Raw genomic sequence first — 23,649 nt, 5'->3', positions numbered from 1 at the left:
GCCCCGCCGCCGGATGCGGCAAGGGGCTGGTTACGGCGTCACCTGGTTCCCGCCGAAGGTCACGACGAGACGGCCGTCCGTGGCGAAGGACCAGCCCAGGGCGCCGGCGTACGAGGAGCAGCGGGAGCCGTTCGAGCCGGTCCAGAACTGGTTCGAGCCGTCGGCGTCACCGATGGTCTTGTCGTTCGAGCCGCTGACACCGAAGCGGCACGAGGTGTTGTTCCGGAAGACCGAAGTCCCGGCGTCCCACGAGAAGTTGCGCTGGGCGTTGTCGACGCTGACGTTGTCCGACACCGTCATCGAACCCGGGTTGCTGTTGTAGGTGAACCCGTGCTTTCCGTTGTGGTAGGCGATGCTGCGCCGGACGACGTGGTTGACCGCGATGTCGTCGCCGCCGAGCTTGTAGCCGTTGCGGTCGCCGTTGGCGTTCACGGTGCCGTCGGAGAGCGTGCCGTTGCTGTAGGAGAGCGAGTCCTCGATGGTGACCGGGCCGATGGCTCCCGTGTCGGTCTTGGTGTAGAGGTCCCAGCCGTCGTCGATGTTGTTGTGGGACACGGCGTAGCGGAAGACGTTCCCGGTGCCGATGGTGAGCTTCGCGGCGAAACCGTCGGCGTCCTCGCCGTCGGAGTCGGCGTTGTCGTGCGACTCGGCGCTCAGGATCAGGTTGTCGGAGGGCCACTGGTCCTTCGGGGTGCTGGAGGAGATCCGCGAGAGCTGCAGCCCCGAGTCGCGGTTGAAGCGGGTCACCGTGCGCTCGATGACGTTGTCGCTGCCGCCGACGAAGATCCCGTTGTCACCGGCGCGTTCGACGACGATGCCGTAGACGTGCCAGTACGACCCGTTCACGGCGAGCCCGCGGTTCGCCGGATTCTCCGTCATGGCCGAGAAGTCGAGGACCGGGGTCTCGCCCGGGTAGGCGGACAGGGTGGTGCGGGTGGTCGACGTGCCGTTGTTGCCCTGCGGGATGGTGATCGTCTGCGCGTAGTCGTACGTCCCGCCGCGCAGGTAGATCGTTCCGCCGGGCGTGACCCGGCTGATCGCGGAGGTGAGCGTGGTCGGCGCGGACTGTGTCCCGGCCGCGCCGTCGGTGCCGTTCGGCGCGACGTACAGCGCGCCGCTCGACGGCGGTGGTGTGCTGTCGCTCGTCTGCACGTCGAGGTAGTCGATGTTGGGCAGGCCGCCCGAGCTCGTCGGGTTCAGGCGGATGGTGTTGCTGCCCGCGTTCAGCGACACGGTCAGGGTCTTGGTGGCCCAGGTCGACCAGGCGCCCGTGGTCTCGAAGGACGGCGTCTGCACCGTGGCCCCGTTGACGACGAGGCCGGCCGTGCGCGCGGTGGTGGTCCCGTTGGCGAAGCGGACGTTCAACGTGGCCGTGCCGGCGGTGGTCGCGTTCACGGTGAACTGCGCGTAGGCGCCGATCGCGTTGGTGCCGTTGCAGAAACCGCTGCCGGAGTAGCCGGCCCAGTCGGAGTCGATGGTGCCGGTGCAGACCGCCGGGGAGCTCTCGGCCTCGTAACGGGCCGACGCGGCCTGTGCGGTGGTGCCGGACAGCGCGACGAGTGTGCCGGCCAGCAGGCCGACGGACGCGATGACTGGTCTCAGGTGCATCGTTCGTCTCCCGGTTCATGGACACAGAAAGCGCTTACCCGGGACCGTAGGCTTGTGCAATGTACGCGTCAATAGACGCGTACATGATTCAGGTTCACAGTGATGAATATGAGCCCGGCTGCGACGGGACGCTCCGTACAGGAATGCCCTGGTGGCTGATGTGATCCATGGGGCAGGAGGTGCGGTGGCGAGCGGCGCTTGTCGTGCAGGGTGGTGACGATTCGGTACCGGCAATGCTAGAAAGGCCGGATGCGAGACCGATTTGCCCGGCTTAAACGCATATCGCTGTGGCCGCTGGTGGGAAAGAGCCCGCGAAGCGTCGCCGGACAGGTGTTCATCCTGCAAGCGGCGCTGGTGGTGCTGCTTGTGCTCTTCGCTGTCTTCTCGCTGGTCCTGCAGTCGCGGAGGGACACCAACACCGAAGCCAGGCGCCGCTCGGTGGCCGTCGCGCAGACCTTCGCGCACTCCCCGGGCATCCTCGCCGCGCTGCAAGCCCCCGCCCCGTCGAAAGTGCTCCAGCCCCTGACCGAGTCGGGACGCAAGTCCGCGGGTGTCGACTTCGTCGTGGTCATGGACACCCGCGGCATCCGCTACACCCATCCCATGCCGGACCGGATCGGAAAGCGGTTCGTGGGCACCATCGGGCCGTCGCTGGCCGGGAAGGTCTACACCGAAAGCGTCCACGGCCCGCTCGGTCCGGAGGTGCAGGCCACCGTTCCCATCAAGAACGCCGACGGCAAGGTCGTGGCGCTCGTCTCCGCCGGGCTGAAGGTCAAGAACGTGACCAACCAGGTGGACCGGCAGATACGCATCATCGTGACCGCCGGAGCGGGCGCGCTCGTGGCGGCCACCGGCGTGACGGCGCTGGTGGGCCGACGGCTGCGGCGGCAGACCCACAGCCTGGCCCCCGACGAGATGACCCGCATGTACGACCACCACGACGCGGTGCTGCACTCCGTACGGGAAGGGGTGCTCATCATCAGCGAGGACGGCGTGCTCCTTCTGGCGAACGACGAGGGCAGACGGCTGCTGGACCTGCCCCCGGACGCCGAGGGAAAGCCCGTGACCAGCCTGACGACCCTGGAACCCGAGACGGTCGCGCTCCTCACCTCCGGTCGCGAGGCCACCGACGAGGTGCACTTCGCCGGGTCCCGACTGCTGGCGGTCAACCAGCGGCCCACCGATCGTGGCGGAGGCCCCAAGGGAACCGTGGTCACACTGCGCGACTCCACCGAGCTGCAGGCCGTGTCCGGCCGGGCCCAGGTCGCACGAGACCGGCTCAAGCTGCTGTACGACGCCGGACTCGGCGTCGGCACCACCCTGGACGTGATCCGCACCGCCGACGAACTCGCACGGGTCGCCGTCCCACGCTTCGCCGACTTCGTCACCGTGGACCTGGCCGACGCCGTGCTGCACGGCGAGGAGCCCGCCACCACGGCGACCGGCATGCGGCGCATCGCCGTGAGCGGCATCCGCGACGACCACCCGCTGTACGAGAAGGACCGGCTGATCGACTTCCTGCCCTCCACACCCCAGGCGCGCGGCTACGGCACCGGCCACTCCGAGCTGGTCACCGACCTGTCCACCGCCACCGGCTGGCACGCGCAGGACCCGGACCGCACCGACGAGATCGTCGCCTACGGCATCCACTCCCTCATCACGGCCCCCATCCACGCCCGCGGCGTGGTGCTCGGTCTGGCCAACTTCTGGCGGTCCAAGGAGCACGACCCCTTCGACGAGGAGGAGCTGTCGCTGGCGGAGGAGCTGGTCGCCCGGGCCGCCGTCAGCATCGACAACGCCCGCCGGTACACCCGCGAGCACGCCCTGGCGGTCACCCTCCAGCGCAGCCTGCTGCCCCGGGCCCTGCCCGAGCAGAGCGCCCTCGAGGTCGGATACCGCTACCTTCCCGCGCAGTCGGGGGTGAGCGGCGACTGGTTCGACGTGATACCCCTGCCGGGCAGCCGGGTGGCCCTGGTCGTCGGCGACGTGGTCGGTCATGGCCTGCACGCCGCCGCCACCATGGGACGACTGCGGACCGCGGTGCACAACTTCTCCACGCTGGACCTGCCGCCCGACGAACTGCTGAGCCATCTGGACGACCTGGTCGGCCGTATCGACCAGGACGAGGGGGGCTCCGGCACCGCCGTGGGCGTCGTGGGAGCCACCTGCCTGTACGCGATCTACGATCCCGTGACCCGCCGCTGCGCCATGGCACGCGCGGGGCACCTGGCACCCGCGCTGGTCCTCCCGGACGGCAGTGCCGTGTTCCCGGACCTGCCGGACGGCCCGCCGCTCGGCCTGGGGGGCATGCCGTTCCAGACGGCGGAACTGGACCTCGCCGAGGGCACCCAGCTCGTTCTCTACACCGACGGCCTCGTCGAGGACCGCAGGCGCGACCTGGACGTCGGAATGGAGCTACTGCGCCAGGCCCTGGCAGACCACCCCGACCGGCCGCCGGACAAGAGCTGCCAGGCCGTGCTGGAGGAGCTGCTGCCCGGGCGGCCCCAGGACGACGTCGCCCTGCTCATCGCCCGCACCCGCGCGCTGCCGCCCGACCGGATCGCCGGATGGGACGTACCGCCCGACCCGGCGGCCGTCGCCCGGGTGCGCCTCGCGGCCTCCGAGCAGCTCGACGAGTGGGGGCTGGCCGAACTCGACTTCAGCATGGAACTCGTGCTGAGCGAGCTCGTCACCAACGCCATCCGTTACGGTGGCGAGCCGATTCACGTGCGGCTGATCCGTGACCGCACGCTGATCTGCGAGGTCAGCGACGGGAGCAGCACGTCGCCGCATCTGCGGTATGCCGCGACGACCGACGAGGGCGGCCGGGGCCTGTTCCTGGTCTCGCAGCTGACCGAGCGCTGGGGCACCCGGTACACACCCCAGGGCAAGGTGATCTGGGCGGAGCTGGCACTGCCGGCGGCCACCGGGACCCCTTCCGCCTGACCCGGTGCTCAGCTCAGGGCGTGGGAATGCCCGCCGGGCGGGCCGGGCGGCCGAGGCGGACCGGGACGCCGGGGGAGTACAGGACGCTCACCGGCGCGTCGCCCGGCGCGGGGAGAGCGGCGGCCGCGACGAGGTTCTCCTCACAGGTGAGCAGCTCGGCGCGGTGCAGCGGCCAGCGCGGGTGATCGTTGGGCAGGTATGCGAGGGAGTCGGCCCCGCGGGCGAAGAAGGCGTTGTGCATTCCCCAGCGGGCGGTGAGGAAGTGCTCCAACTCGGTGGGTTCCTCGATGGGTTCACCGACGCGTACGGTGAGGCGACTGTGCGCGCCGCGCGGGCCGGGCCAGCGGCGGGAGCTCGTATAGGTGACGGTGCGCCCCTCGGTCCGAACCGCCATGCGGGACCACAGGTACGGCAGCCGGAAGGCGACGCGCCCCATCAGCACCGGAATCATCCGGGAGGCGTCCATGGAGCGGAAGACGACACCGCGCCGCCCCTGCCCGTCCACCGAGTAGAGCCGCACGTTGGTCTCCGGGAAACTCCCCAGGTACGGCACCCCCGGCAGCCGGAACCAGCCGACCCGGTGCATCCGGAAGGCGACGAGCCCGACGTACGTCATCCCGTGGAGCGTGTCGGGAATGGTCCCGGCCGGCAACAGCCCCGCCACGGCGTCCGGTTCGACGGCCCAGTGGATGAAGGTGAGGTCGAGCCACTGCTGGGTGAGAAGAGGGGGGTGTATGGAAACAGGGGCGTCTGGAGTGACGGGCACGGGGTCGGGCGGCATGCGTGCCAGGATCGCAGACGCTCTCGGCATCTCAGGGTGGTTCCAGAAGGTCGCCCGCCCCGGGCAGGGGCCGGGTGGGGTCGTCGTACAACAACATCAGCCCGTCGGACCAGTAGGTTTCCACTCTGCCTTCCGCCAGGCCGACGCGCAGCCCGAACACCGTTCGGGGTAGCTCGGCGGCCGTGGGAGTGGACGTCACCGCGAGGTGGACGCTCCGGTGGAATTCCCCGCAGGGCGCGTCCCGGGGAGCCGGCTTCCGGCGCCAGAGCGCGATGGAGTGGCCCGCGAGAGCGAGGTGGCGGGCCAGAGCCTCGGCGTCGCCCGCGCCGCTGCCGCACAGTACCGGCACGGCATTCATGGTCAGGGCGCGCAGCGCTGTCACCTCGGGCACGGGAACGGCGAGGGAGTCGTCGCAGTCCAGCACCTCGGGTACGGGCGGGTGGCTGTGCAGGATGCGCCAGCGTGCGAGACGTTCCTCCTCGACCGCGGGGTCGGGGTCGTCGAGGAGGTCCGGGTCTGCGCAGCGGGTGACGACCGGGCGGGTGGCACCCAATGTCCGGCCGTCGGCGGCCCCCAGGCGCCAGATGTCGACATCCAGAGACAACAGTCGCGGGGGGACGGCGACCTCCAGCGTCGCGGGGCGACCGGGCTCGTCGCAGTGGCGGAACGCTTCGGCGAGCGGGGCTGCGACGTGGGCGGGCAGCTCCCGCAACAGGCTGCGCTCGCCCTCGTGCAGCGGCACCACCTCGTCGGGTGTCCGGTGTATCCCCACCCGCCAGTCGCAGCGGTCGGGCTCCCAGCCCCGCTGCGTGATCTCCAAGAGGATGGTTTGTCCGGGCTCGGCAGGCGGGCGAGGCTGGGTTTGCGATCCGGAGGCCGCGTCTTGCCACGGCGTGAACTGCGCCGCTGAAGGCTGTCGGCGCATCCGGAGCTCCATCCACCGTCGGAAGAGGTCTTCGCGGTAGCGGCTGTTGAGGGGTTCCGAGGCCTCACGCACCCACCTCCACAGGGCTGCCTCGGCGTCGGCGGTGCCGGACGTGACGAAGGGCCGTTCGGCCGACACGGCCCGCATCGCGTACTCGACCACGAGCTCGCGGGCGCCGTCGTCCCGCGCGTGCTCGTACACGACCCCGAGGCCGTCCCGCCAGCCGCGCGGCGCGGGCAGCGGGGCGGAAGCCCGGAAGTCGGGCAGGGAGTCCAGGAGGTCGAGCAGGTCGCGGGTGCTGACCGGCGGCGGCAGGTCGGCGAGCCGGCCGAGCAGTTCCGCCCGCTCGTGCGGGGTGAGCGTCCGGCCGGGCCCCGCGCCGAGTCGGCCCTGCACGTCGGCCCAGTTGGGGCGGGTGTCGGTGCGGCGCTGGCGGTCGCGGTGGTAGCGGTCGTGGGCGTGGAACACGGCCTGGTAGAGGTCGTCGTACTCGCTGTTCACCGGGCCCTGCGGCGCGGGCAGGCTCCGCAGCTGTTCGATACCCGTGGAGATGCCACCGGGACCATGGGTCGCGTGCGCCTTCAGCACGCCGATGACCTCGCCGCGCTCGGGATCGATCACAGGCCCGCCGGTGACGCCGGGAGGAACTTCGTTGTCGCCGAGGCGCAGCTGCATGCCCGGGGTGGACCAGCCGCCGATGGTGCCCAGCACGCTGAGTGTGCCGTCCAGGAGCTCGAAGCGGCCGTTCACCACCGTCCAGCCGGCGTAGAGGACCTGGCCCTCGCCGGGGTACGACGCCAGGCGTTCCGAGACGTACACGCACTCGTGGTCGGCGGGCTCGCTCAGCCGCACGAGTGCCAGGTCCGGGGCGGGCCAGTTACCCGGCACCGGCACCCCGTGGTGGTCCGGGAGGGTGGCCACCACCCGGCCGGGGACGGTGGACGTACCGCGGCCCGGTGCGGCCTCGTAGACCACCGCCACCTCGTCCCCTCGCCCGCCGTCTGCCACGTGGGCGCAGGTCAGCACCCAGTTCGGCGCGACGAAGAAGCCGCTTCCCAGGAACGTGGCGGGATCGTCCGGCGCAGCCCCGGCAGCCGGGTGATGAATACGCACGGTCGACGCGATCACGAGTTGACGCAGTGCGGGCCGGGTGTTGACTAGCCCGTGAGAGCCGCCCGGAGCGCCTCGCTCCGTCGGCGGTCCGGCCGCCGACGTCAGGCTCATCGAGCAGGTCACCAGCAGTCCCGGCACCGGCCACGTGCGCAGTCCCGCGTGCACGGCGTGCTGGGCCGCGAGCGCGTCGTGGAGTTGCTGGCGGCGGGTGATGCGGGCCGCCTCCTCGGCGAGGTGTTCGAAGAGGACGTCGGTGACGTCGGTGATGCCGCTGCGGACGAGGGCGACCGGATCGACGACGTTCCAGGTCAGCTCCGCCTCGGCGATGAAGTGGCCATCGCCGGAGCTGGGCAGGAACAGCGAGGTGCCGGCCCTGTGGACGGCGAGGTCGACCTCGTAGTACCCCGTGTACCGGGGCGGTGGTTCTTCGGCGAGAGGGGCGGCCCGGTCGAGGAGGGTCAGCACACCCTCGGCCGGGGCGAGCACGATCGCCTTGCGGCCGGGCTCCGGGACCGGGTCGAACGTCGTGAGGGGGCCGCGCACCAGTTCGCCGCTCCCGGTTTCGGGCTCTCGCACCGCCTGCTCCAGCCGGCAGCACCAGGCGAGGGGCAGGGTGCCCGGCGCTCCCCCGCGCAGGGGCTCGAAACGGGGCGTTCCGGGGGAGGTGGAGCTGTCCGCGTACTGTGCGTGCAGCGTGGGGGAGACGACGACCAGGACGTCCGCGTCGGAATCCTCCAGGACGGCCTGCACGTCGGGCGGCATGACCGGCTGGTCGGCGGCGGCGAACGACGGGGCGTGCCAGAACGCCACCCGCAGCCGGTTCGCCAGGCCCGCCAGCAGTTCCGGACCGTCGCGCAGGACCGCGTCCAGCACCGGCGGCACGGAGGCATCGGGCTCGGGGAGGACGACGTAGCCGTTGTCGCGGGCCAGGACCTCGTACCGGTCGGCGGTGAGGTCACCGAGGGAGAGGATCCGGGTCACGGCACGGCCGAGGGCGTCGCGGGCCTGAGGGCGCTCGCTCAGGCCGTCGGCCTCGAAGACGATCGTGGGGCGGGTGCTGTCCGGTGCGGCGCGCAGTTCCCGGTAGAGCTCGTCGAGGGCGGGGTCGGCCGAGCCGTCGGGCTCCCGCTGTCGCGCGTGGGCCTCGTACGACGCGAGGGCCTCGGCGACGCGGCCCAGGCCCTTGAGCGCCAGCATGTGCAGGCGGCGGAAGTCCTGCCGGTCCGGGTGCTCTCGGAGGAGAGCCTCCAGATCGGTCGCGGCGCGGTCGAAGTCGCCCAGTGCCAGATCCAGTTCGGCAGCGGTGGCGCACAGCGACAGGCGCCGGGCGCGCAGCCGGGCGCGGTTGGCCTCGGCGGCGGGGCCGGGGACACCGTCGAGGGGGTCGCCGTACCAGAGATCCAGTGCCGTCCGGATCCGGGCGCGGCGGGTGCGGGCGTCCTCTTCCGCGGGCTCGGCGCCGAGCAGTCCCTCGCAGCGCAGTACGTCGATGTCGGCGTTCGGCACGTGCAGGGCGTAGCCGTCCGAGAGGACGGCGAGGGTGCACGGGCCCAGGCGCCGCAGTACCTCGCCGGCCAGCAGGTCGATGCGGCGCACCGCTTCCGGGCCCGTGGGCGGTTCCTCCCACATGCCCTGGGCCAGCTCCGGGTAGGTCACACGCCTCCCATGGCTGAGCAGCAGCATGCACAGCAGTGCCTGGGCCTCGGAGACCGGCACCGTCACCGTCTCGTCGGGGAGGCCGATCCGCAGCGGGCCGAGCAGCCGGAAGCTCCAGGAATCGGGGTCCTGAGCCGTGGCGAGCCGCGGGGCCGCGGCCTCGGCCGACAGTTGACCGTTGCCCATCTGGGCGAGTAGCTCTCCGTACTCCGGAGGTGCCGTCACATCCCGGACCAACTGTCTTAGGAAGCGGTCGAGTTGACGAAAGTCCGACGAATCGTCCCTGCCCTGGGACTCCTCGCCCAGAGCGAAATGGATGATTACCACGGTGCCGTCGGGTCGCAGCAGCAGGCCGTCCTCACTTAGCTGGCCGCGTACCAGACCGTCGTGCAGGGCGTGCAGCCCCGTCACCGCCTGGGAGGCGAGACGGGCGAACAGCCCGAAGGGCACCTCCGGTCCGCTGCCCCGCAGCAGCTCCGCCAGCGTCACCCCGTCCACGAACTCCGCGACCAGGTAGGGCGCTTGGCCCTCCACCCCGTAGTCCAGCACCCGCACCACATGCGGATGGTCGATCTCGGCAAGCGCCCGCGCCTCCCTCAGGAACCGCTCGTGGGGCGCAGTCTGTTCCCTGTACAGATGTACGACGACGGGCCGGTCCGTCTCCGTGTCGACGGCCTCCCACATCCGCCCGCCCGGCCCCCGGGTCCCCACCAGCCGGTACCGCCCGGCGACCAGCCCCCGCGCCTCCTGTGCACCCCCGCCGAGCCGCTGCACCGTCTCCTCGCTCACCGTCGCGAACGCCGCGCCCGCCGGTACACGGCTGCCCGCCTCCGCCCGGAACTCCCCGGCCGCGAGCCCCGCCCGCTCGTCGATCAGCCCGCCGACCCGCGCCAGGAACTCACGCGTCCACCCCCGAGCCGAACGCGGCAGCGTGCGCGACAGCAGCTCCCGCACCCCGGGACGGAAGTCGTAGGTGTCCGGTGGCTCGGGGACGGCCGTGAGCATGCCGCTGAGGATGACCTCGGCCAGGTGCTGGGGGCGCGGGTCGCGGAGCAGGGTGTGCTGGACGAGGCGCATCACCGGCACCGAGGGGACGGCCAGCGCCAGATGGCCCGCGAGCCGGAAGGCTTCCGGGGAAGCGGTGGCGCGGAAGCGGAGGACCAGGTCCTCCGGGGGCAACGAGGTGATGTCCGGGGCGGGTTCGGTGGGCGGAACGGGGGCGGGCGGCAGCCAGGCCACCGCTCCCGGCCTCCGGCCGCCGCCCGGGTCGGCGATCAGACCGGCCCAGTTGGCGAGCCAGGCCGGGCCCGGTTCCAGGACGGGGAGGGGGACGGCGCGAGGGGGTGGGGCCGGGGCGTCCACGTCGTACGGTGTGAAGGCGAGCCTGGCTGTCACGGCCGTCGCGGCCGGGGCCATGAGCAGGCCGGGCTCGGCGGGCAGCGCCGTGGTGTGCCACAGGTGTTCGGGCAGCGGCTGTACGACGGCCAGGGGCATGCGGCCCGCCCAGCGGCGCAGGGTGCCGTACCAGCGGATGCCCGCCGGGCCCGGCCGCCACTGCGGACCCATGCAGTCGCTGACGACGAGAGTGACGGTGCGGGAGTCGGCGAGCGCGGGGACCTGGCGAGCGCGGCCGTCGGGGGTGGCCGGGTGCAGCGTGACCGTGCGGAAGAGGCCCGACTGCGCCAGGACGGTGTGCAGTTCGCGCACCAGAGGGCGCCAGACGGGCATCGTAGGGCCCGTGTCGTGTACGAGGTTCAGCCGGAGCCAGCGCTCGGGGGCCGCACGCAGGACGGGAAGCCACACCTCGGGATGCGCCCCCAGCCGGGCGATCCGGTCGGCCGTCGCCCGCTCGTCCAGAATCCGGGCGCGCGGCGACGGCACCTGCCGCTTCAGGGGCCGCAGGGCACGCTGGAGCGCGAGCGGCCGGTGCAGCATCGGTGGCGCGGGGGCGAGCAGCGACGGGCCGCCGCCGGACTCCGCCGACGGGGATGCGGGCACGTGCAGGGGGACCCGGCCGTCGTGGGGTGTGGCGGGTGGCGGATTCTGCCGTGGTGCTTCGGGCCGCGGGGGTACGGCGACGGGTGCGCCCTGGCCGGGCGGGGTTCCGGTGTCGCCGTCGCGCGGACGGTCGGCGGGTTCCGCATCCGGCCCGGACGCCTCGCCCGCCGCGCCTGCCTCGCCCCGCACCGGCCCCAACAGGCCTGCCAGCCACAGCACTTCCGCCAGCTCCCGAGGCGTCGGCCCGCCACCGGGCGCCGATACGTCGGCCTCCGCCGCGGCGGCCAGGGCGGCGGCGAGCCGGGCGACGGCCGATCCGTCGCCCGCCACCCCGCCGCCCCCGGGATCAGAAGCCATCGCCGTCCGCCGCCGCACTGAGGTACGGCATCAGCTGCTCGGCCAGTCGGTCGCGGGATTCGGCGTCCAGTCCGGCGACGCCGGTGAGGTAGATGGCGTTCAGGAGCTGGTCCGTGGCGAGTTCGCCGCTGCCGGCGCGGGCCAGGAACCCCTGGATGAGGGACGCCGCCCGGTCGTCCGGATCGCCGAGGTGGGCGCGGACGATCTCGGTGAGCTGCGCCCGGTCCGGGCGGCGCAGCTTCAGCCGGACGCAGCGGCGCAGGAAGGCGGGCGGGAACTCGCGCTCACCGTTGCTCGTCAGCACGACGAAAGGAAAGGCGCGGCAGCGGACTCGGCCACGGGTGACCGTGACCGGGGTGTCCGTGCCGTCCGCCAGCACCTCGACCGTGCCGCCGCCGTCGGCGTAGCGGGCCGCGCGGACCAGTTCCGGGATCTCGTACTGGCCCTCCTCCAGGACGTTCAGCAGGTCGTTGGGCAGATCGAGGTCGCTCTTGTCGATCTCGTCGACGAGCACGGCGCGAGGGCGGTGGTGGGGGAGCAGCGCGGTGCCGAGGGGGCCCAGACGCAGGTGGTCCTCGACACCGCCCGTGGGACTCCGGTCGCCGCAGGGCCGGTCGTCGCCGTCCGCGCCGGGCCGGGCCGCGTACAGCCGGGACAGCGGATCGTACTGGTAGAGGCCGTCGGCGAGGGTGCTGCGGCTGGTGATGTTCCAGCGCAGGACCGGGCCCAGGCGCAGTTCACGTGCCACCGCGTAGGCCAGCGAGGACTTGCCGGTGCCGGGTGGGCCGGTGACCAGCAGCGGGCGGCGCAGGCAGAGCGCGGCATTGACGAGCTGGACGCTCTCCGGGGTGGCGACATACGTCCGGGCGCGGTGCACGCGGTCCGGCGAGACGGCTGTCTCGTCGTCCGAGTCGCGGGGCGGGGGTAGCGGGGGGCCGCCGTCGAACGCCCGCCAGGGCGGCGGGTCGGGCAGCTGCTCGATGCCGTCGTGCGGCTCGCTGTTGCCGGTGTAGACGGACCAGTGCGGCATGGGGCGGTCTCCGGTTCCGGATCTCCGGGGGTGGGGTCAGGCCACGGGGAAGCTGGCGTGGGTGGGGGTGTGCGGGTCGGTGAAGCAGCGCGGGTCGTCCCACAACAGCTGGATGTCCCGGGCCCAGTGTCCGGCCGGGTCGTCCGTCGCGTAGGCGGCACGGCGCAGTTCGCGGATGTGGTGCGGGAGTTCGGCGGGTGGTACGCGTGCGACGAGTTCGCCGAGCCGGTCCAGGAACGTCGTGCCGACACACTCCTCCGAGCCCGCGCATTCGTCCTCCTCGCCGCTCTCTCCGGCGCCGCAGCCGTTGCGCGACCATGCGACGACCGGGGCCGTGACGACCGATTGCTCGAAGTGGCGGCGGGTGCGGGCCGTCTGCGGGGTCGTGGCGAAGCCCGCGAGACACGCGTCCGGCTGCCACAGCCTGAGCCGGAGCTGTTTGGGCCCGAGGGGGCTGCCGCACTCGACGCGCTCCATCCGTGAGCCGGTGGCGGAGTCGAGCCGGTTCCACGCCTGGGTCAGGACCTGCCGGGCCGTTGGTCTGCGCCGCGCGTGGTCGGTCACGACGAGCGGATGGACGCAGCCGAGCGGGGTGTCGTCGTCGGGGCAGCTCTCCCAGGAGTCGACGGGCCAGTCGAGCCAGTCGCGGGGCAGTGAGAACGCGATCAAGTGGTTGGCTCCGGGCGTCAGATGGAGGATGGCGGCCTCGATGCCGTCCTGGACGAACGCGGGCAGCAGGGCATGCGGCACCGTGTCCGATACGACCGGGTGGCGGCGCCCGTCGCTGAACGCCGACACCTCGACGCGCACCCAGCCGTCGCCCGCGCCGCTGTGCCTGAACTCGACGAGTATGGGCGACCAGTCGGGCCCGGACTTCCGCGCTCCGCCGTGCAGCAGGGTCTCCAGCCGGTCGGCGAACCGGGTCACCGTGTCCGCGGCGCTCCGGCCGTCGAGTTCATCCAGGACGAACCGCTCCGCCGACCGGAGCGAGTCGAATCCGTTCTGAGGCGCGGGTGGATCGTAATCGCCTGCCGCGGCGTTGTAGAGCCGCACCGGATCGCACTCCAGGCCCGCGCGGACCGCCCTCTCGACCAGTTCACTCAGCCGGGCCCGTTCGGCGGCGGACCTGCGCGACGCCAGGACCAGGCCCTGGAGTTCGGGCCAGTAGCGCCCCATGACCCGGGTGGGCAGCATCCGGCCGACCAGGACGCCCTGGGCACGCGCGACGGCTGAGACCATGCCGACCACCGTGCCGTCGGCGAGCGTCACCGCCGCACCGCTGAAACCGGCCTCCAGTGGCTGCCCGTGCGCCGTGAGGGCCTCCAACTGGACCCACTCGCCGGAGATCAGACCCGGAAGGGCACGGTAGGAGGCGATCATCCCCTCGTCGCTCCCCTGCGGGAAGCCGTACGCGACCAGTTCGGGGGACGGAGCGCCGTGCTCGGCGTCGGGTGGCGCGAAGGCGGCCGGGACGAGTGGCACCGGGCTGTCCAGTTCCAGGACGGCCAGGTCCCCGGGGTCGGTGACGCCGCCGGTCCAGCCGCCGTGCACGACGACGCGCGCCGCGACGGGAAGGGCCGTGGGCCGCTGCGGGAACGACACGGCGACCACCGTCCCGACGCCGCCGCGTACCACATGGGCGCAGGTCAGCACCTTGTCCGGGGCCACCAGAAAGCCTGCTCCGACCACCTGGCCCCGGCACTCGATCCGGGCATGCCACTCGGCACTCTTCATGGCGAAGCGGTGTACTCCCGGCCGGCACCGGTCCCGAACTCCAGCAGGCCTTGCATGGCGCGCCCCCGTCGTCCCACTGCTGTGTGCGTCCCCATTGTTGCGGACGGTATCGGGGGTTGTCCTGGGTTCCGGCAACGGCCGGCGTCAGGCCACCGTGTGGGTTCCGGTGCCCGTCGAGGGCGCGTGGTTGCTGTCGCCGCTGTAGGAGGCGGTCAAGGTGTGTGCGCCACGGGTGATGGGGTTGAACGCCGCGCTGGCCACTCCGTTGACGAGGGGGACGACCTGCGGGGTGCGGTCGCCGAGGACGAGGGTGACCGTGCCGGTCGGCGTTCCCGTCGCGGGCGCGGTGGCGGTGACCGTCGCGGTGACCGTGACCTTGCCGCCCGGCACCGAGGGGTTGGGTGAGGAGACGACCGTCGTGGTGGTGGCGGCCTTGTTGAGGCTCTGCGTGTCGGTACCGGTGGAGGCGGCGTAGCCGCTGTCGCCGTTGTAGGAAGCGGTGACGGTGAAGGGGCTGCCCGTCGTCTTGGTGTAGGTGTGCGTGACGGCGGCCGTGCCGTCGACGAGCGGCGCCGTCACCGTCGGCGTGCCGTCACCGAAGCCGAAGGTGACCACGCCGTCCGGGGGGCCGGCACCGGCCGGGACGCCGGTCACGGTCGCGGTGAACGTCACCGTCTGGCCGACCACGGACGGATCCGGGTCGGAGGTCACCGCGGTGACCGATGCCGCCATGTACGTGAACGCCTGTGCCAGGGAGGCGGTGCCGCCCGTCGTGGTCACGGTGACGTCCGCGGGGCCGGTCACGCCCGGGGGTGTCACGGCGACGATCAGGGTGTCGGAGTAGGCGCGGAACGATGTCGCGGCGAAGCCCCCGATCGTCACGCCGGTGGCGCGCGCCAGTCCGGTGCCGCGGATGACGACCGTGGTCCCCCCCGGCGAGCGGCCCGCTCGCCGGGCTGACGCCGGAGAGGGACGGCGCCGCGGCGTAGGTGTAGGGCAGCGAGTTGCTGATCCCGCCGACGGCGGTGCCGTACACCGGGACCGTGCCCGGCACGGCGTCGGGTGGGGCGATGACGACCAGACGCTGGTCGGTGACCACCTGGGGGAAGGGCGGCGCGTCACCGAAGCGCACGGTGCGGGCGGTGAACAGGCCGCTGCCGGACAGGAACACCGCATTGCCGCCGGCCAGGGGACCGGTGCCGGGGCTGATGCCGGTGAGGCGGGGCGCGGGCACGTAGAAGAACGAGCCGACCGGCGCGGTCCCGCCCGGGGTGGTGACGGTCACCCGCACCGCGCCTGTGCCCGGCGGGGTGATCGCGACGATGGTCCGGTCGTCGACGACGGTGAACGCACGGGCCGGACGGGCGCCGAAGTGCACGGCCGTCGCACCGCTGAGGCGGCGGCCGACGATGGTCACCTGTGTGCCCCCGTTGGACGGCCCCTGGTCGGGGAAGACGCCGCTCATGACGTCCCGCCTCGGTGCCGCCGTGCCTTGGATCGAAGAGATGGGCATCGGGGACATTCCTCACTGTGCGCCGGGACAGAGGAATTTCGTGAACCAGCACGGGTGCCGTCTGCCGACAGACGAGGAGGGCATCCCGACGGGGGTCACACCTGCCGTTCGGAATGCGCGCAAACCGGCAGGGCTCCGCCCTCCACGCTTGTCCGGCACGGATGGGCGGCCTACCGGTTCATCACATCCAGTGATCCATAGCGCCATTCGCGTGACAAGGGCACACGATCGACGTTCACTCTGATGGCGTAATCTCGCGCGGTCCGGAACGCCCTTGGTGAGGGGGTCAGTTGAGGTGATCGGCGACGAGGGCGGCGAATTCGTCGGGAGTGGCCAGGCGGACGCCGAGCGTTTCGGCCTTGGCACGCTTGGATCCGGCGCCTTCTCCGGCGACGACCAGGGAGGTCTTCTTGGAGACGCTGGATGAGGAGCGTCCTCCGGCGCGCTCGATGAGCTCGTTCATCTCGTTGCGGCTGAGCTTGTCCAGCACTCCGCTCATCGCGCCGGTGACCACCACCGTCATCCCGGCCAGCGGCCCGCCCGCCGGTTCGGGGAGCTGAGGGCTGTCGGCGCCGTCGGTCGCGGGGGCGGGCGGGGTCGCGCCGGGTTCGGTCATGTTCACCCCGGCGGCGGCGAGTTTGTCGATGAGCGGGGCCAGTTCGGCGAGTTCGGCCACGATGGACGGGGCCTTCTCGGTGCCGATGCCCTCGACCTGCTGCATCGTCTCGGCGTCGGCGTCGCGGACGTGGTCCATCGTGGCGAAGTACCGGGCGATGCGGCGGGACATGGAGCGGCCGGTGCCGCGGACGCCGAGCGCGCACAACACCCGTGACAGCGGCTGTCTCCTGGCCGTGGCGAGTGCGGCGAGGAGGTTGTCGGTACTGGTCCGCCCCATCCGCTCCAGGCCGAGGAGCTGCTCGTCGGTGAGGGTGAACAGATCGGCGAGGTCGGCGACGAGACCGGCCTCGACCAACTGGACGATACGCGTGTGGCCGAGGCCTTCGATGTCCAGCTGGTCGCGGCCGGCGGCGTAGGAGAGAGAGGCGACGAGGTGGCAGTTGCGGCCGTTCTCGCAGCGCCAGCGCTGCTCGCCGGTGTCGATGGCCGAGCCGCACCGCGGGCACACCTCGGGGAAGGCGATGGGCTGTTCGTCGCCGGTGCGCAGGTGGGCGACGGGGGCTTCGACACGGGGGATGACGTCGCCGGCCCGGTGGACCATCACGTGGTCGCCCAGGCGCAGGTCGCGGCGGGTGATGTCGGCCGGGTTGTGGAGGGTGGCGTAGGTGATGGTGGAGCCGTCGATCTCGACCGGCTCCAGGACGGCACGCGGGGCGATGATGCCGGTGCGGCCGACGTTCCACTCCACCTCCAGCAGGCGGGTCATCTTCTCCACGGCGGGCAGCTTGTAGGCGATCGCCCAGCGCGGGGCCCGCGACCCCGATCCGGCGGCCTCCTGGTCGGCGGCCAGGTCGGCCTTGATGACGATCCCGTCGATCCCGAACGGCAGCGTCGCCCGCAGTGCGGCGATCTCCCGCACCCGGGTCAGGACCTGCTCGGCCGTGTCGGCGGTGACGCCGGGCACGGCGGTCGTGGCGGTGGTGTTCACCCCGAGCGCGCCGGCCCGCCCCATCAGGTCGCTGTGCGGCAGTTCGCGCAGCCGCGCGGCGAGGACCGGCTCGGTGTCGGGCAGGGGCAGCAGGCCGTAGCCGAAGAACGTCATCGGCACCGTGTAGGCACGGTCCTTGGCGCGCAGGGTGCCCGCCGCGGCATTGCGCGGGTTGGCGAACGGCTGCCCGCCGTGCAGGGTGCGCACCTCGTTGGCGTGCTCGAACTGGGCGGTGGTCATCAGGACTTCGCCGCGCACCTCCACCGTGACCGGTTCGACCAGCTCGTCCGGCAGGCCTTCGATGGTGCCGATCGCGTGCGAGACGTCCTCCCCGGCCGTCCCGTCGCCGCGGGTGACCAGCCTCGTAAGACGGCCGTGGGTGTAACGAGCGGCGATCGCGAGTCCGTCGAGCTTCGGCTCCACACTGAACCGGGTGACGTCGTGGCCGATGCGCCGGGCCAGCGAGGCGGTCCACGCGGTGAACTCCTCGGCCGAGAACACGTTGTCCAGGCTCAGCATCGCCACCGTGTGCGGGACGTCCCCCTCCACGGCGCCGCCGGCGACCTTCCCGGTCGGGGAGTCGGGCAGCACCTGGCCGGGGTGATCGGCCTCCCACGCCGCTATCCGGCGCACCAGGCGGTCATAGGTGTCGTCGTCCAGCACCGATGTGCCGCCCGTGTAGTAGGCGGCCGACGCCTGCACGGCGTCCTCGACCGCCTGCGCGTAGGCGGCGGCATCCACGATCACTGCTGCGGGTGTTGTCATGCCAGCCATACTGCACGCCACCACTGACAACGCCCGCGGCTCCGGTGACGGCCACCGGTCGGTGCCGGACCGTGACTCACTCGGGCGGGTTGTTTCAGCGGCCATGTCCCCGCATGCGCGCATGGCGGCGGCGGGGCCGGAGAGACATCGGGCATGCAGAAACCGACATCGAGCGGCTCCCTCCCGGATCCGGGTGCTCCCTCTGCGTCCGATGTGGTGTTCACGGCGGACTTCACCTCCACCCGGCAGTGGGTGGCGGGCCGTTCGTGGGCGTATCCCGGTGGCGGGCCCGTGAACCCGGGGGACGACAAGCTGGACTACTTGGTGCCGTACGCCGCCTACTGCCGTACGGGAGTGTTCCGGGCCACTCGCCGGCCCGACGGCAGATGGAGCACCGGGCTGTTGACGACGGAGGGCAGCGCGGAGGCGTTCGTCGTCCGTTCGGGAGACGTGCTCGAGGCCAGGGTGCGGCTGTCCCGTGAGATCGGGTCGTGGCCTGCCATCTGGACCTGGCGGGACGGCGACCAGGAGATCGACGTCTTCGAGTACCACCCGGACAACCCGGATCTGCTGGAGTTCACCAACCACGTACACGGCGGCTACTTCTACTTCCGTGACCCCCGTGTCCGCCCGGGCGCCTGGGTGGACCTGCGCGTCGAGTTCGGCTCCCGCTCGGTCGTCTGGTGGGTGAACGGCACCCGGGCCTTCGCGGACGGGCGGGGAGTGGGGGCCGACTGGCACGCACACCTCATCGTCAACCTCTCCGTGTGCGCGGGCCGTTACCACCCACCCCCTCCTCGTACATTGACGGCGATGTCGTACGAGGTGAGCGCTCTGGTGGTGCGGCGTCCCGCGTCGAGCGGGGGAGCGGAGCCCGAGACGGCGGCCGTGGACGGCGACGGTGAACAGGAGGCCCAGGCCGCGCCGGGCGGAGCGGATGCGTGATCAGCTCCGGTGCTCGTCCGGTTGCCGGCGGGTTCGCCCGGGGGACCACTCCCGGTAGGGGATGCGTGCCAGATCGTGGACCTCTCCGACCGTGCCCCATTCGTTGCCGCCCAGTCGCGCCAGGGGGCGCAGCAGCCCGATGTCCGGTCGGCCGTCCACCAGGACCTCGTCACTCACGACGGCGTGCACGACCCGGCCGAACACCACCGTCGAGTTGCCCAGCCCCAGCGTCGCGTGGAGCGTGCATTCGAGCGCGACCGGAGACGCGGCGACGCGCGGCGGCTTCACCCGCAGCGAGGGCTCCGGTTCGACACCCACCGCCTCGAACTCGCCCTGGTCGCCGGGGAAGTCGGTCGCGGTCGCGTTGATCTGCTCGAAGAGCGGCTCGGGAGTGAAGTTGACGACGAACTCACCCGTCTCCTCCACGTTGCGCAGCGAGTCCTTCCGCCCCACGGAGGTGAACTGGACGATGGGCGGATCGGTGCAGGCGACGGTGAAGAACGAGTGCGGTGCCAGGTTGGCCGTCCGGCCGTCCGCGGTGAGGGTCGAGACCCAGGCGATCGGCCGGGGCACGATCACGGCCGTGAGCAGGCGGTAGAACGAACCCGGATCAATGGATTCCGGTGAGTAGTCGACGCGCATGGCAGCACGCTATCCGCCCGCTCCGGCCGGCGACGCGGGTGGTGCGGACGGCTCGTCGGCGAGCAGGCGGGCGGTGAGCGCCGCGGTGTCGTCCTGCAGGCGGTCGTGGCTGAAGGCCAGCAGGTCGCGGTGGAGCTGTTGCAGCAGTTCCCGGGGCGGGAGGGGACCCCAGGAACGGAGTCGCTGGAGAAGGGGGTAGAAGGAGCCGGCCGGGTCGCGGGTCTCGGTGATGCCGTCCGTGTACAGCAGGAGCTGGTCGCCGGGCCGCAGGGGGTAGACGTCGACGTGGTACGGGTCCCCGACGAGCATGCCGAGGTTCAACGGCGGAGCCGACCGCCCCCTGTCCAGTTCCCGGACCTCGTCGTCGCGGATGAGGAGCGGGGGCGGGTGGCCGCAGTTGACGACGCGGACGAGACGGCCGTCGGCGGGGATCTCGGCGAAGACCGCGGTGACGAACCGTTCGCCCAGCTCGCTTCCGGGGAGCTGCGCCGCCCTGCGGGTCATGCTCGTCTCCACCCGGTTCGCCAGAGCGGGAAGGCCGGCTTCGTCGTGCGCCGCCTCGCGGAACGCGCCGAGCAGGGTGGCGGCCGTCTCCACCGCGAGCAGACCCTTGCCGCGGACGTCGCCGATGAGCAGCCGGACCCCGTGTGCGGTGGGTACGGCCTCATAGAGGTCGCCGCCGATGCGCGCTTCCGCGGCGGCGGAGAGGTAGAAGCTCTCCAGCAGCAGCCTGCCGATCCGGTGCGGAACCGGTCTGAGCAGGACGCGCTGCGCGATCTCGGCGACGAAGCGCACATCGGCGAGCGTGCGCTCACGGCGGGTGCGATGAGCGGCCAGGATCGTGCCCAGGGCACCCACCAGAGCGGTGCACACATAGGTGGCCACGTAGTGGCGGTCCCACAGGTAGCCGACGGACCGGCCCGCACAGCACGGGGTACCGGCCAGCACCCCTTCGAAGAGGACGGCGAGCACCGTGGTGCCGCCCACGACGACGGGCCCGTGGGCGAAGGCGGTCACCAGAGGCAGGGCGATCAGCACGAAGCTCACCGGCCACTCCACGGGCGTGACCGGTTCGAGCAGCAGCACGGCGGCGACGTACGAGACCGGAAGCCAGCGCAACCACGCCGGAGGCGCGGGCAGCCGCGTCCGCACGGCGGTGCTCGCCCCCGGCTCCCGGCGGGTGGCCGCCTGACCGGTACGTCCGTGCCTCACCCGTCGCTCCTGTGCCCTCACGATCTCGACAAGAAATCCAAGCCTGCTGTGCCGGGGCGCGGCACTCCGGCGATTGCTCCACCGGGCGGCATGTTCACCCGCAGCCGAACGGGTGATGTCCGGCTCGGCACCGATGGTGCGGGAAACCACAGCACACAGGCTCATCGAGTGCTTGTTTCCGTCTCCGGTGGTCGATCCGGAGTGGCAGCCTGACGATCGCCGACCGAAACTGAGGTCCACGGTTCGTTTCAGGAAACGGCCAGGAGGTCGAATAGTGGAGCAGTCCTCCGAGGTCCATATATCCGGGCCGCACGCCGGCCCCACGGTGACCGAAACGGAGAGGAGACTCGCCGACGTACTGGCCGATGTCGCATCCGTCGAACGCATACCGCTAGACGGTCACTTCTTCGATGACCTCGGCGCGAACTCCCTGGTCATGGCGCAGTTCTGTGCACGGATCAGGAAACGGCCGGACCTGCCGTCCGCGTCGATGAAGGACGTGTACCGGCACCCCACGATACGAAGCCTGGCTGCGGCTCTCGCGGTGGCGGCTCCCCCTGAAACGCAGACGGCCGCGCCGGCGCCGGTCATGCCGGCGAACCGGCGGAACCATGTCGTGTGCGGAACCTTCCAATTGTTGTTCTTCCTGAGTTACTCCTTTGTCGCGGGGCTCGTCGCGGCCCGAGGATACGAGTGGATCGCCGCCGGATCGGGTCTGGTCGACATCTATCTGCGATCGCTCGTCTTCGGCGGAGCCGCTTTCGCGGCCATGTGCCTGTTCCCGGTCATAGCCAAATGGATACTCGTCGGCCGCTGGAAACCCGGCGAGTTCCCCTTGTGGAGTCTCGCCTATCTGCGCTTCTGGCTCGTCAAGGTGCTGCTCCACGGCAATCCGATGATCTTCTTCGTCGGCAATCCGCTGTACGTGCTGTATCTCCGGGCGCTCGGCGCGCGCATCGGCAAGGGAGTCACGATCCTCTCCCGCTCCGTACCGGTCTGTACCGACCTGCTCACGATCGGGGCGGGGACGGTGATCCGCAAGGAGTCGTTCTTCCTCTGCTACCGGGCGCACGCGGGGCGCATCCAGACCGGGCGGGTCACGCTCGGTCGCGATGTGTTCGTCGGCGAGAAGACCGTCATCGACATCGACGCCTCGATGGGCGACGGAGCGCAGCTCGGCCACTCGTCCGCCCTGTACCGCGGCCAGACGGTACCGGACGGCGAGCACCGGCACGGATCCCCGGCCGAACCCACGGCGACCGAGCACGTGCGGGTCGCTCCGGCGAGGTGCGGCACCCCGCGCCGGGCCTGGTTCGGGCTCCTCACCCTGCTCCAGTTGTTCCTCCTGTACCTGCCGCTGGCCTTCGGCGGGGTGTACATGCTGTTCACCGAGGTGCCGGCGATCGGTGAGCGACTGGGCCCGGACGTGACCGGGCTGGCGTTCTCGGTCCTGGTCAGCGACGCGCTGGTCCTGTCCCTCGTACTGTTCCTAGGTTTCCTCGTCCTGGGCCTCGTCGCCCTGTACACCGTGCCGCGGCTGCTGGCCCTGGCCGTCAGACCCGACCGGGTCTATCCGCTCTACGGCTTCCACTACGCGCTGCACCGGGCGACGGCTCGCATGACGAACGTGAAGTTCTTCGCCTGGCTCTTCGGCGACAGCTCCTACATCGTGTACTACCTCCGCGGCCTCGGATACGACCTGTCCCGGGTCGAGCAGACCGGGTCGAACTTCGGCACCGAGGTGCAGCACGAGAATCCCTTCCTGGTCACCGTCGGCAGCGGCACGATGGTGGCCGACGGGCTCTCGGTCCTCAACGCGGACTACTCCAGTACGTCGTTCCGGGTGTCCCGGGCGTCGATCGGGCCGCGCAATTTCCTCGGCAACAACATCGCCTACCCCGCGGGGGGCAGGACGGGCGACAACTGCCTGCTCGCGACGAAGGTGATGATTCCCCTCGACGGTGAGGTCCGCGAGGGGGTGGGACTCCTCGGCTCGCCCTGTTTCGAGATACCGCGCTCGGTGGAGCGCGACGCACGGTTCGACGACCTCAGGACCGGGGACGCGCTGCGCACCCACCTCGCCGCGAAGAACCGCTACAACCTTCGCTCGATGGCCCTGATGCTGTTCGCGCGGTGGCTGCACACCTTCGCACTCACGGTGTTCGCCCTCGCCTCCATCGACCTGTACGGCGTGCTCGGACATGTGGTGATCGCCGGCTATCTGGCCCTCGCGCTCGGCTTCACCACCGTCTACTACGTCCTCGTGGAGCGCTGCACCGGGTCGTTCCGTGCGCTGCGCCCTCAGTTGTGCTCCATCTACGACCCGCGGTTCTGGAGGCACGAGCGCCTGTGGAAGCTTCCGGTGGAGTACCTGAACATCTTCAACGGGACCCCCTTCAAGCCCCTGGTCTGGCGGCTGCTCGGGGTGCGCATGGGCAGGAGGGTCTTCGACGACGGCTGCTACATGACCGAGCGGACACTCGCCGCCATCGGGGACGAGTGCACCCTCAACGCCGGGAGCAAGATCCAGTGCCACTCGCAGGAGGACGGCACCTTCAAGTCCGATGCCACCACCATCGGCGCCGGCTGCACGCTCGGCGTGGCCGCCCATGTGCACTACGGCGTGACCATGGGTGAGGGCGCGGTGCTGGCACCCGACTCCTTCCTCATGAAAGGCGAGGAAGTCCCCCCGAACGCACGGTGGGGTGGCAACCCCGCCGCGGACATGCCCGATGCCCCCGACCAGTTCCGCGGCATCGGCTCGGCGACGACAACGGCTACGGCTCCCGCGGGCGGCGCCGCGGCGAAGCTGAGTTGA

General features: G+C 71.5%; 11 protein-coding genes and 2 pseudogenes. 3 read left to right on the top strand and 10 right to left on the bottom strand.

Going from position 1 to position 23,649, the window contains the following annotated elements:
* Positions 1–30: 30 nt before the first annotated feature.
* Complete coding sequence (locus tag ACZ7L0_RS18825) at positions 31–1,608, bottom strand: CBM35 domain-containing protein (RefSeq protein ID WP_471243567.1); 1,578 nt, start codon at positions 1,606–1,608, stop codon at positions 31–33.
* Between the two features lie 249 nt (positions 1,609–1,857).
* On the opposite strand from ACZ7L0_RS18825, the gene ACZ7L0_RS18820 reads away from it, so the two are divergent.
* The gene (locus ACZ7L0_RS18820) at positions 1,858–4,554 is read left to right on the top strand and encodes a SpoIIE family protein phosphatase (RefSeq protein WP_471243566.1); all 2,697 of its coding nucleotides are present in this window, start codon (positions 1,858–1,860) and stop codon (positions 4,552–4,554) included.
* 13 nt (positions 4,555–4,567) lie between these two features.
* Here ACZ7L0_RS18820 and ACZ7L0_RS18815 read toward each other — a convergent pair whose 3' ends face one another.
* The 7 genes and pseudogenes from ACZ7L0_RS18815 to ligA form a co-directional block, all read right to left on the bottom strand.
* Complete coding sequence (locus ACZ7L0_RS18815; RefSeq protein ID WP_471243565.1) at positions 4,568–5,335, bottom strand: YqjF family protein; 768 nt, start codon at positions 5,333–5,335, stop codon at positions 4,568–4,570.
* 31 nt (positions 5,336–5,366) lie between these two features.
* A complete protein-coding gene (locus tag ACZ7L0_RS18810) occupies positions 5,367–11,384 on the bottom strand; it encodes an SAV_2336 N-terminal domain-related protein (protein ID WP_471243564.1) in 6,018 nt (2,005 codons plus the stop codon).
* Positions 11,374–12,414, bottom strand: coding sequence for an AAA family ATPase (locus ACZ7L0_RS18805; protein ID WP_471243563.1), 1,041 nt, complete (start codon positions 12,412–12,414; stop codon positions 11,374–11,376). The genes ACZ7L0_RS18810 and ACZ7L0_RS18805 overlap by 11 nt, the downstream gene beginning before the upstream one ends.
* A gap of 36 nt (positions 12,415–12,450) precedes the next feature.
* Positions 12,451–14,148 (bottom strand): VMAP-C domain-containing protein, encoded by a 1,698-nt coding sequence (locus ACZ7L0_RS18800; RefSeq protein WP_471243562.1) that lies wholly within the window; start codon positions 14,146–14,148, stop codon positions 12,451–12,453.
* A 144-nt stretch (positions 14,149–14,292) separates the two neighbouring features.
* Positions 14,293–15,078, bottom strand: a pseudogene (locus tag ACZ7L0_RS18795) (Ig-like domain-containing protein); the annotation flags it as partial.
* Positions 15,079–15,145: 67 nt separating this feature from the next.
* Positions 15,146–15,613, bottom strand: a pseudogene (locus tag ACZ7L0_RS18790) (IPT/TIG domain-containing protein); the annotation flags it as partial.
* A 334-nt stretch (positions 15,614–15,947) separates the two neighbouring features.
* Positions 15,948–18,032, bottom strand: coding sequence for an NAD-dependent DNA ligase LigA (gene ligA / locus ACZ7L0_RS18785; protein WP_471243561.1), 2,085 nt, complete (start codon positions 18,030–18,032; stop codon positions 15,948–15,950).
* A gap of 153 nt (positions 18,033–18,185) precedes the next feature.
* Here ligA and ACZ7L0_RS18780 point away from each other — a divergent pair, with 153 nt between their 5' ends.
* Positions 18,186–18,977, top strand: coding sequence for a beta-glucanase (locus ACZ7L0_RS18780; RefSeq protein ID WP_471243560.1), 792 nt, complete (start codon positions 18,186–18,188; stop codon positions 18,975–18,977).
* Here the strand turns inward: ACZ7L0_RS18780 and ACZ7L0_RS18775 are convergent, their stop codons facing one another.
* Both ACZ7L0_RS18775 and ACZ7L0_RS18770 read right to left on the bottom strand, forming a co-directional pair.
* Positions 18,978–19,619 carry a flavin reductase family protein gene (locus ACZ7L0_RS18775; protein ID WP_471243559.1) on the bottom strand — a complete coding sequence of 214 codons (642 nt, stop codon included), beginning with the start codon at positions 19,617–19,619 and terminating at the stop codon, positions 18,978–18,980.
* Between the two features lie 9 nt (positions 19,620–19,628).
* Positions 19,629–20,831, bottom strand: coding sequence for a PP2C family protein-serine/threonine phosphatase (locus tag ACZ7L0_RS18770; RefSeq protein WP_471243558.1), 1,203 nt, complete (start codon positions 20,829–20,831; stop codon positions 19,629–19,631).
* Between the two features lie 271 nt (positions 20,832–21,102).
* On the opposite strand from ACZ7L0_RS18770, the gene ACZ7L0_RS18765 reads away from it, so the two are divergent.
* A complete protein-coding gene (locus ACZ7L0_RS18765) occupies positions 21,103–23,649 on the top strand; it encodes a Pls/PosA family non-ribosomal peptide synthetase (RefSeq protein WP_471243616.1) in 2,547 nt (848 codons plus the stop codon).

The sequence above is a fragment of the Streptomyces sp. NPDC039424 genome (assembly GCF_055639495.1).
The sequence above is the reverse complement of the archived record's forward strand: the minus strand, read 5'-3'. Positions and strand labels throughout refer to the sequence as shown.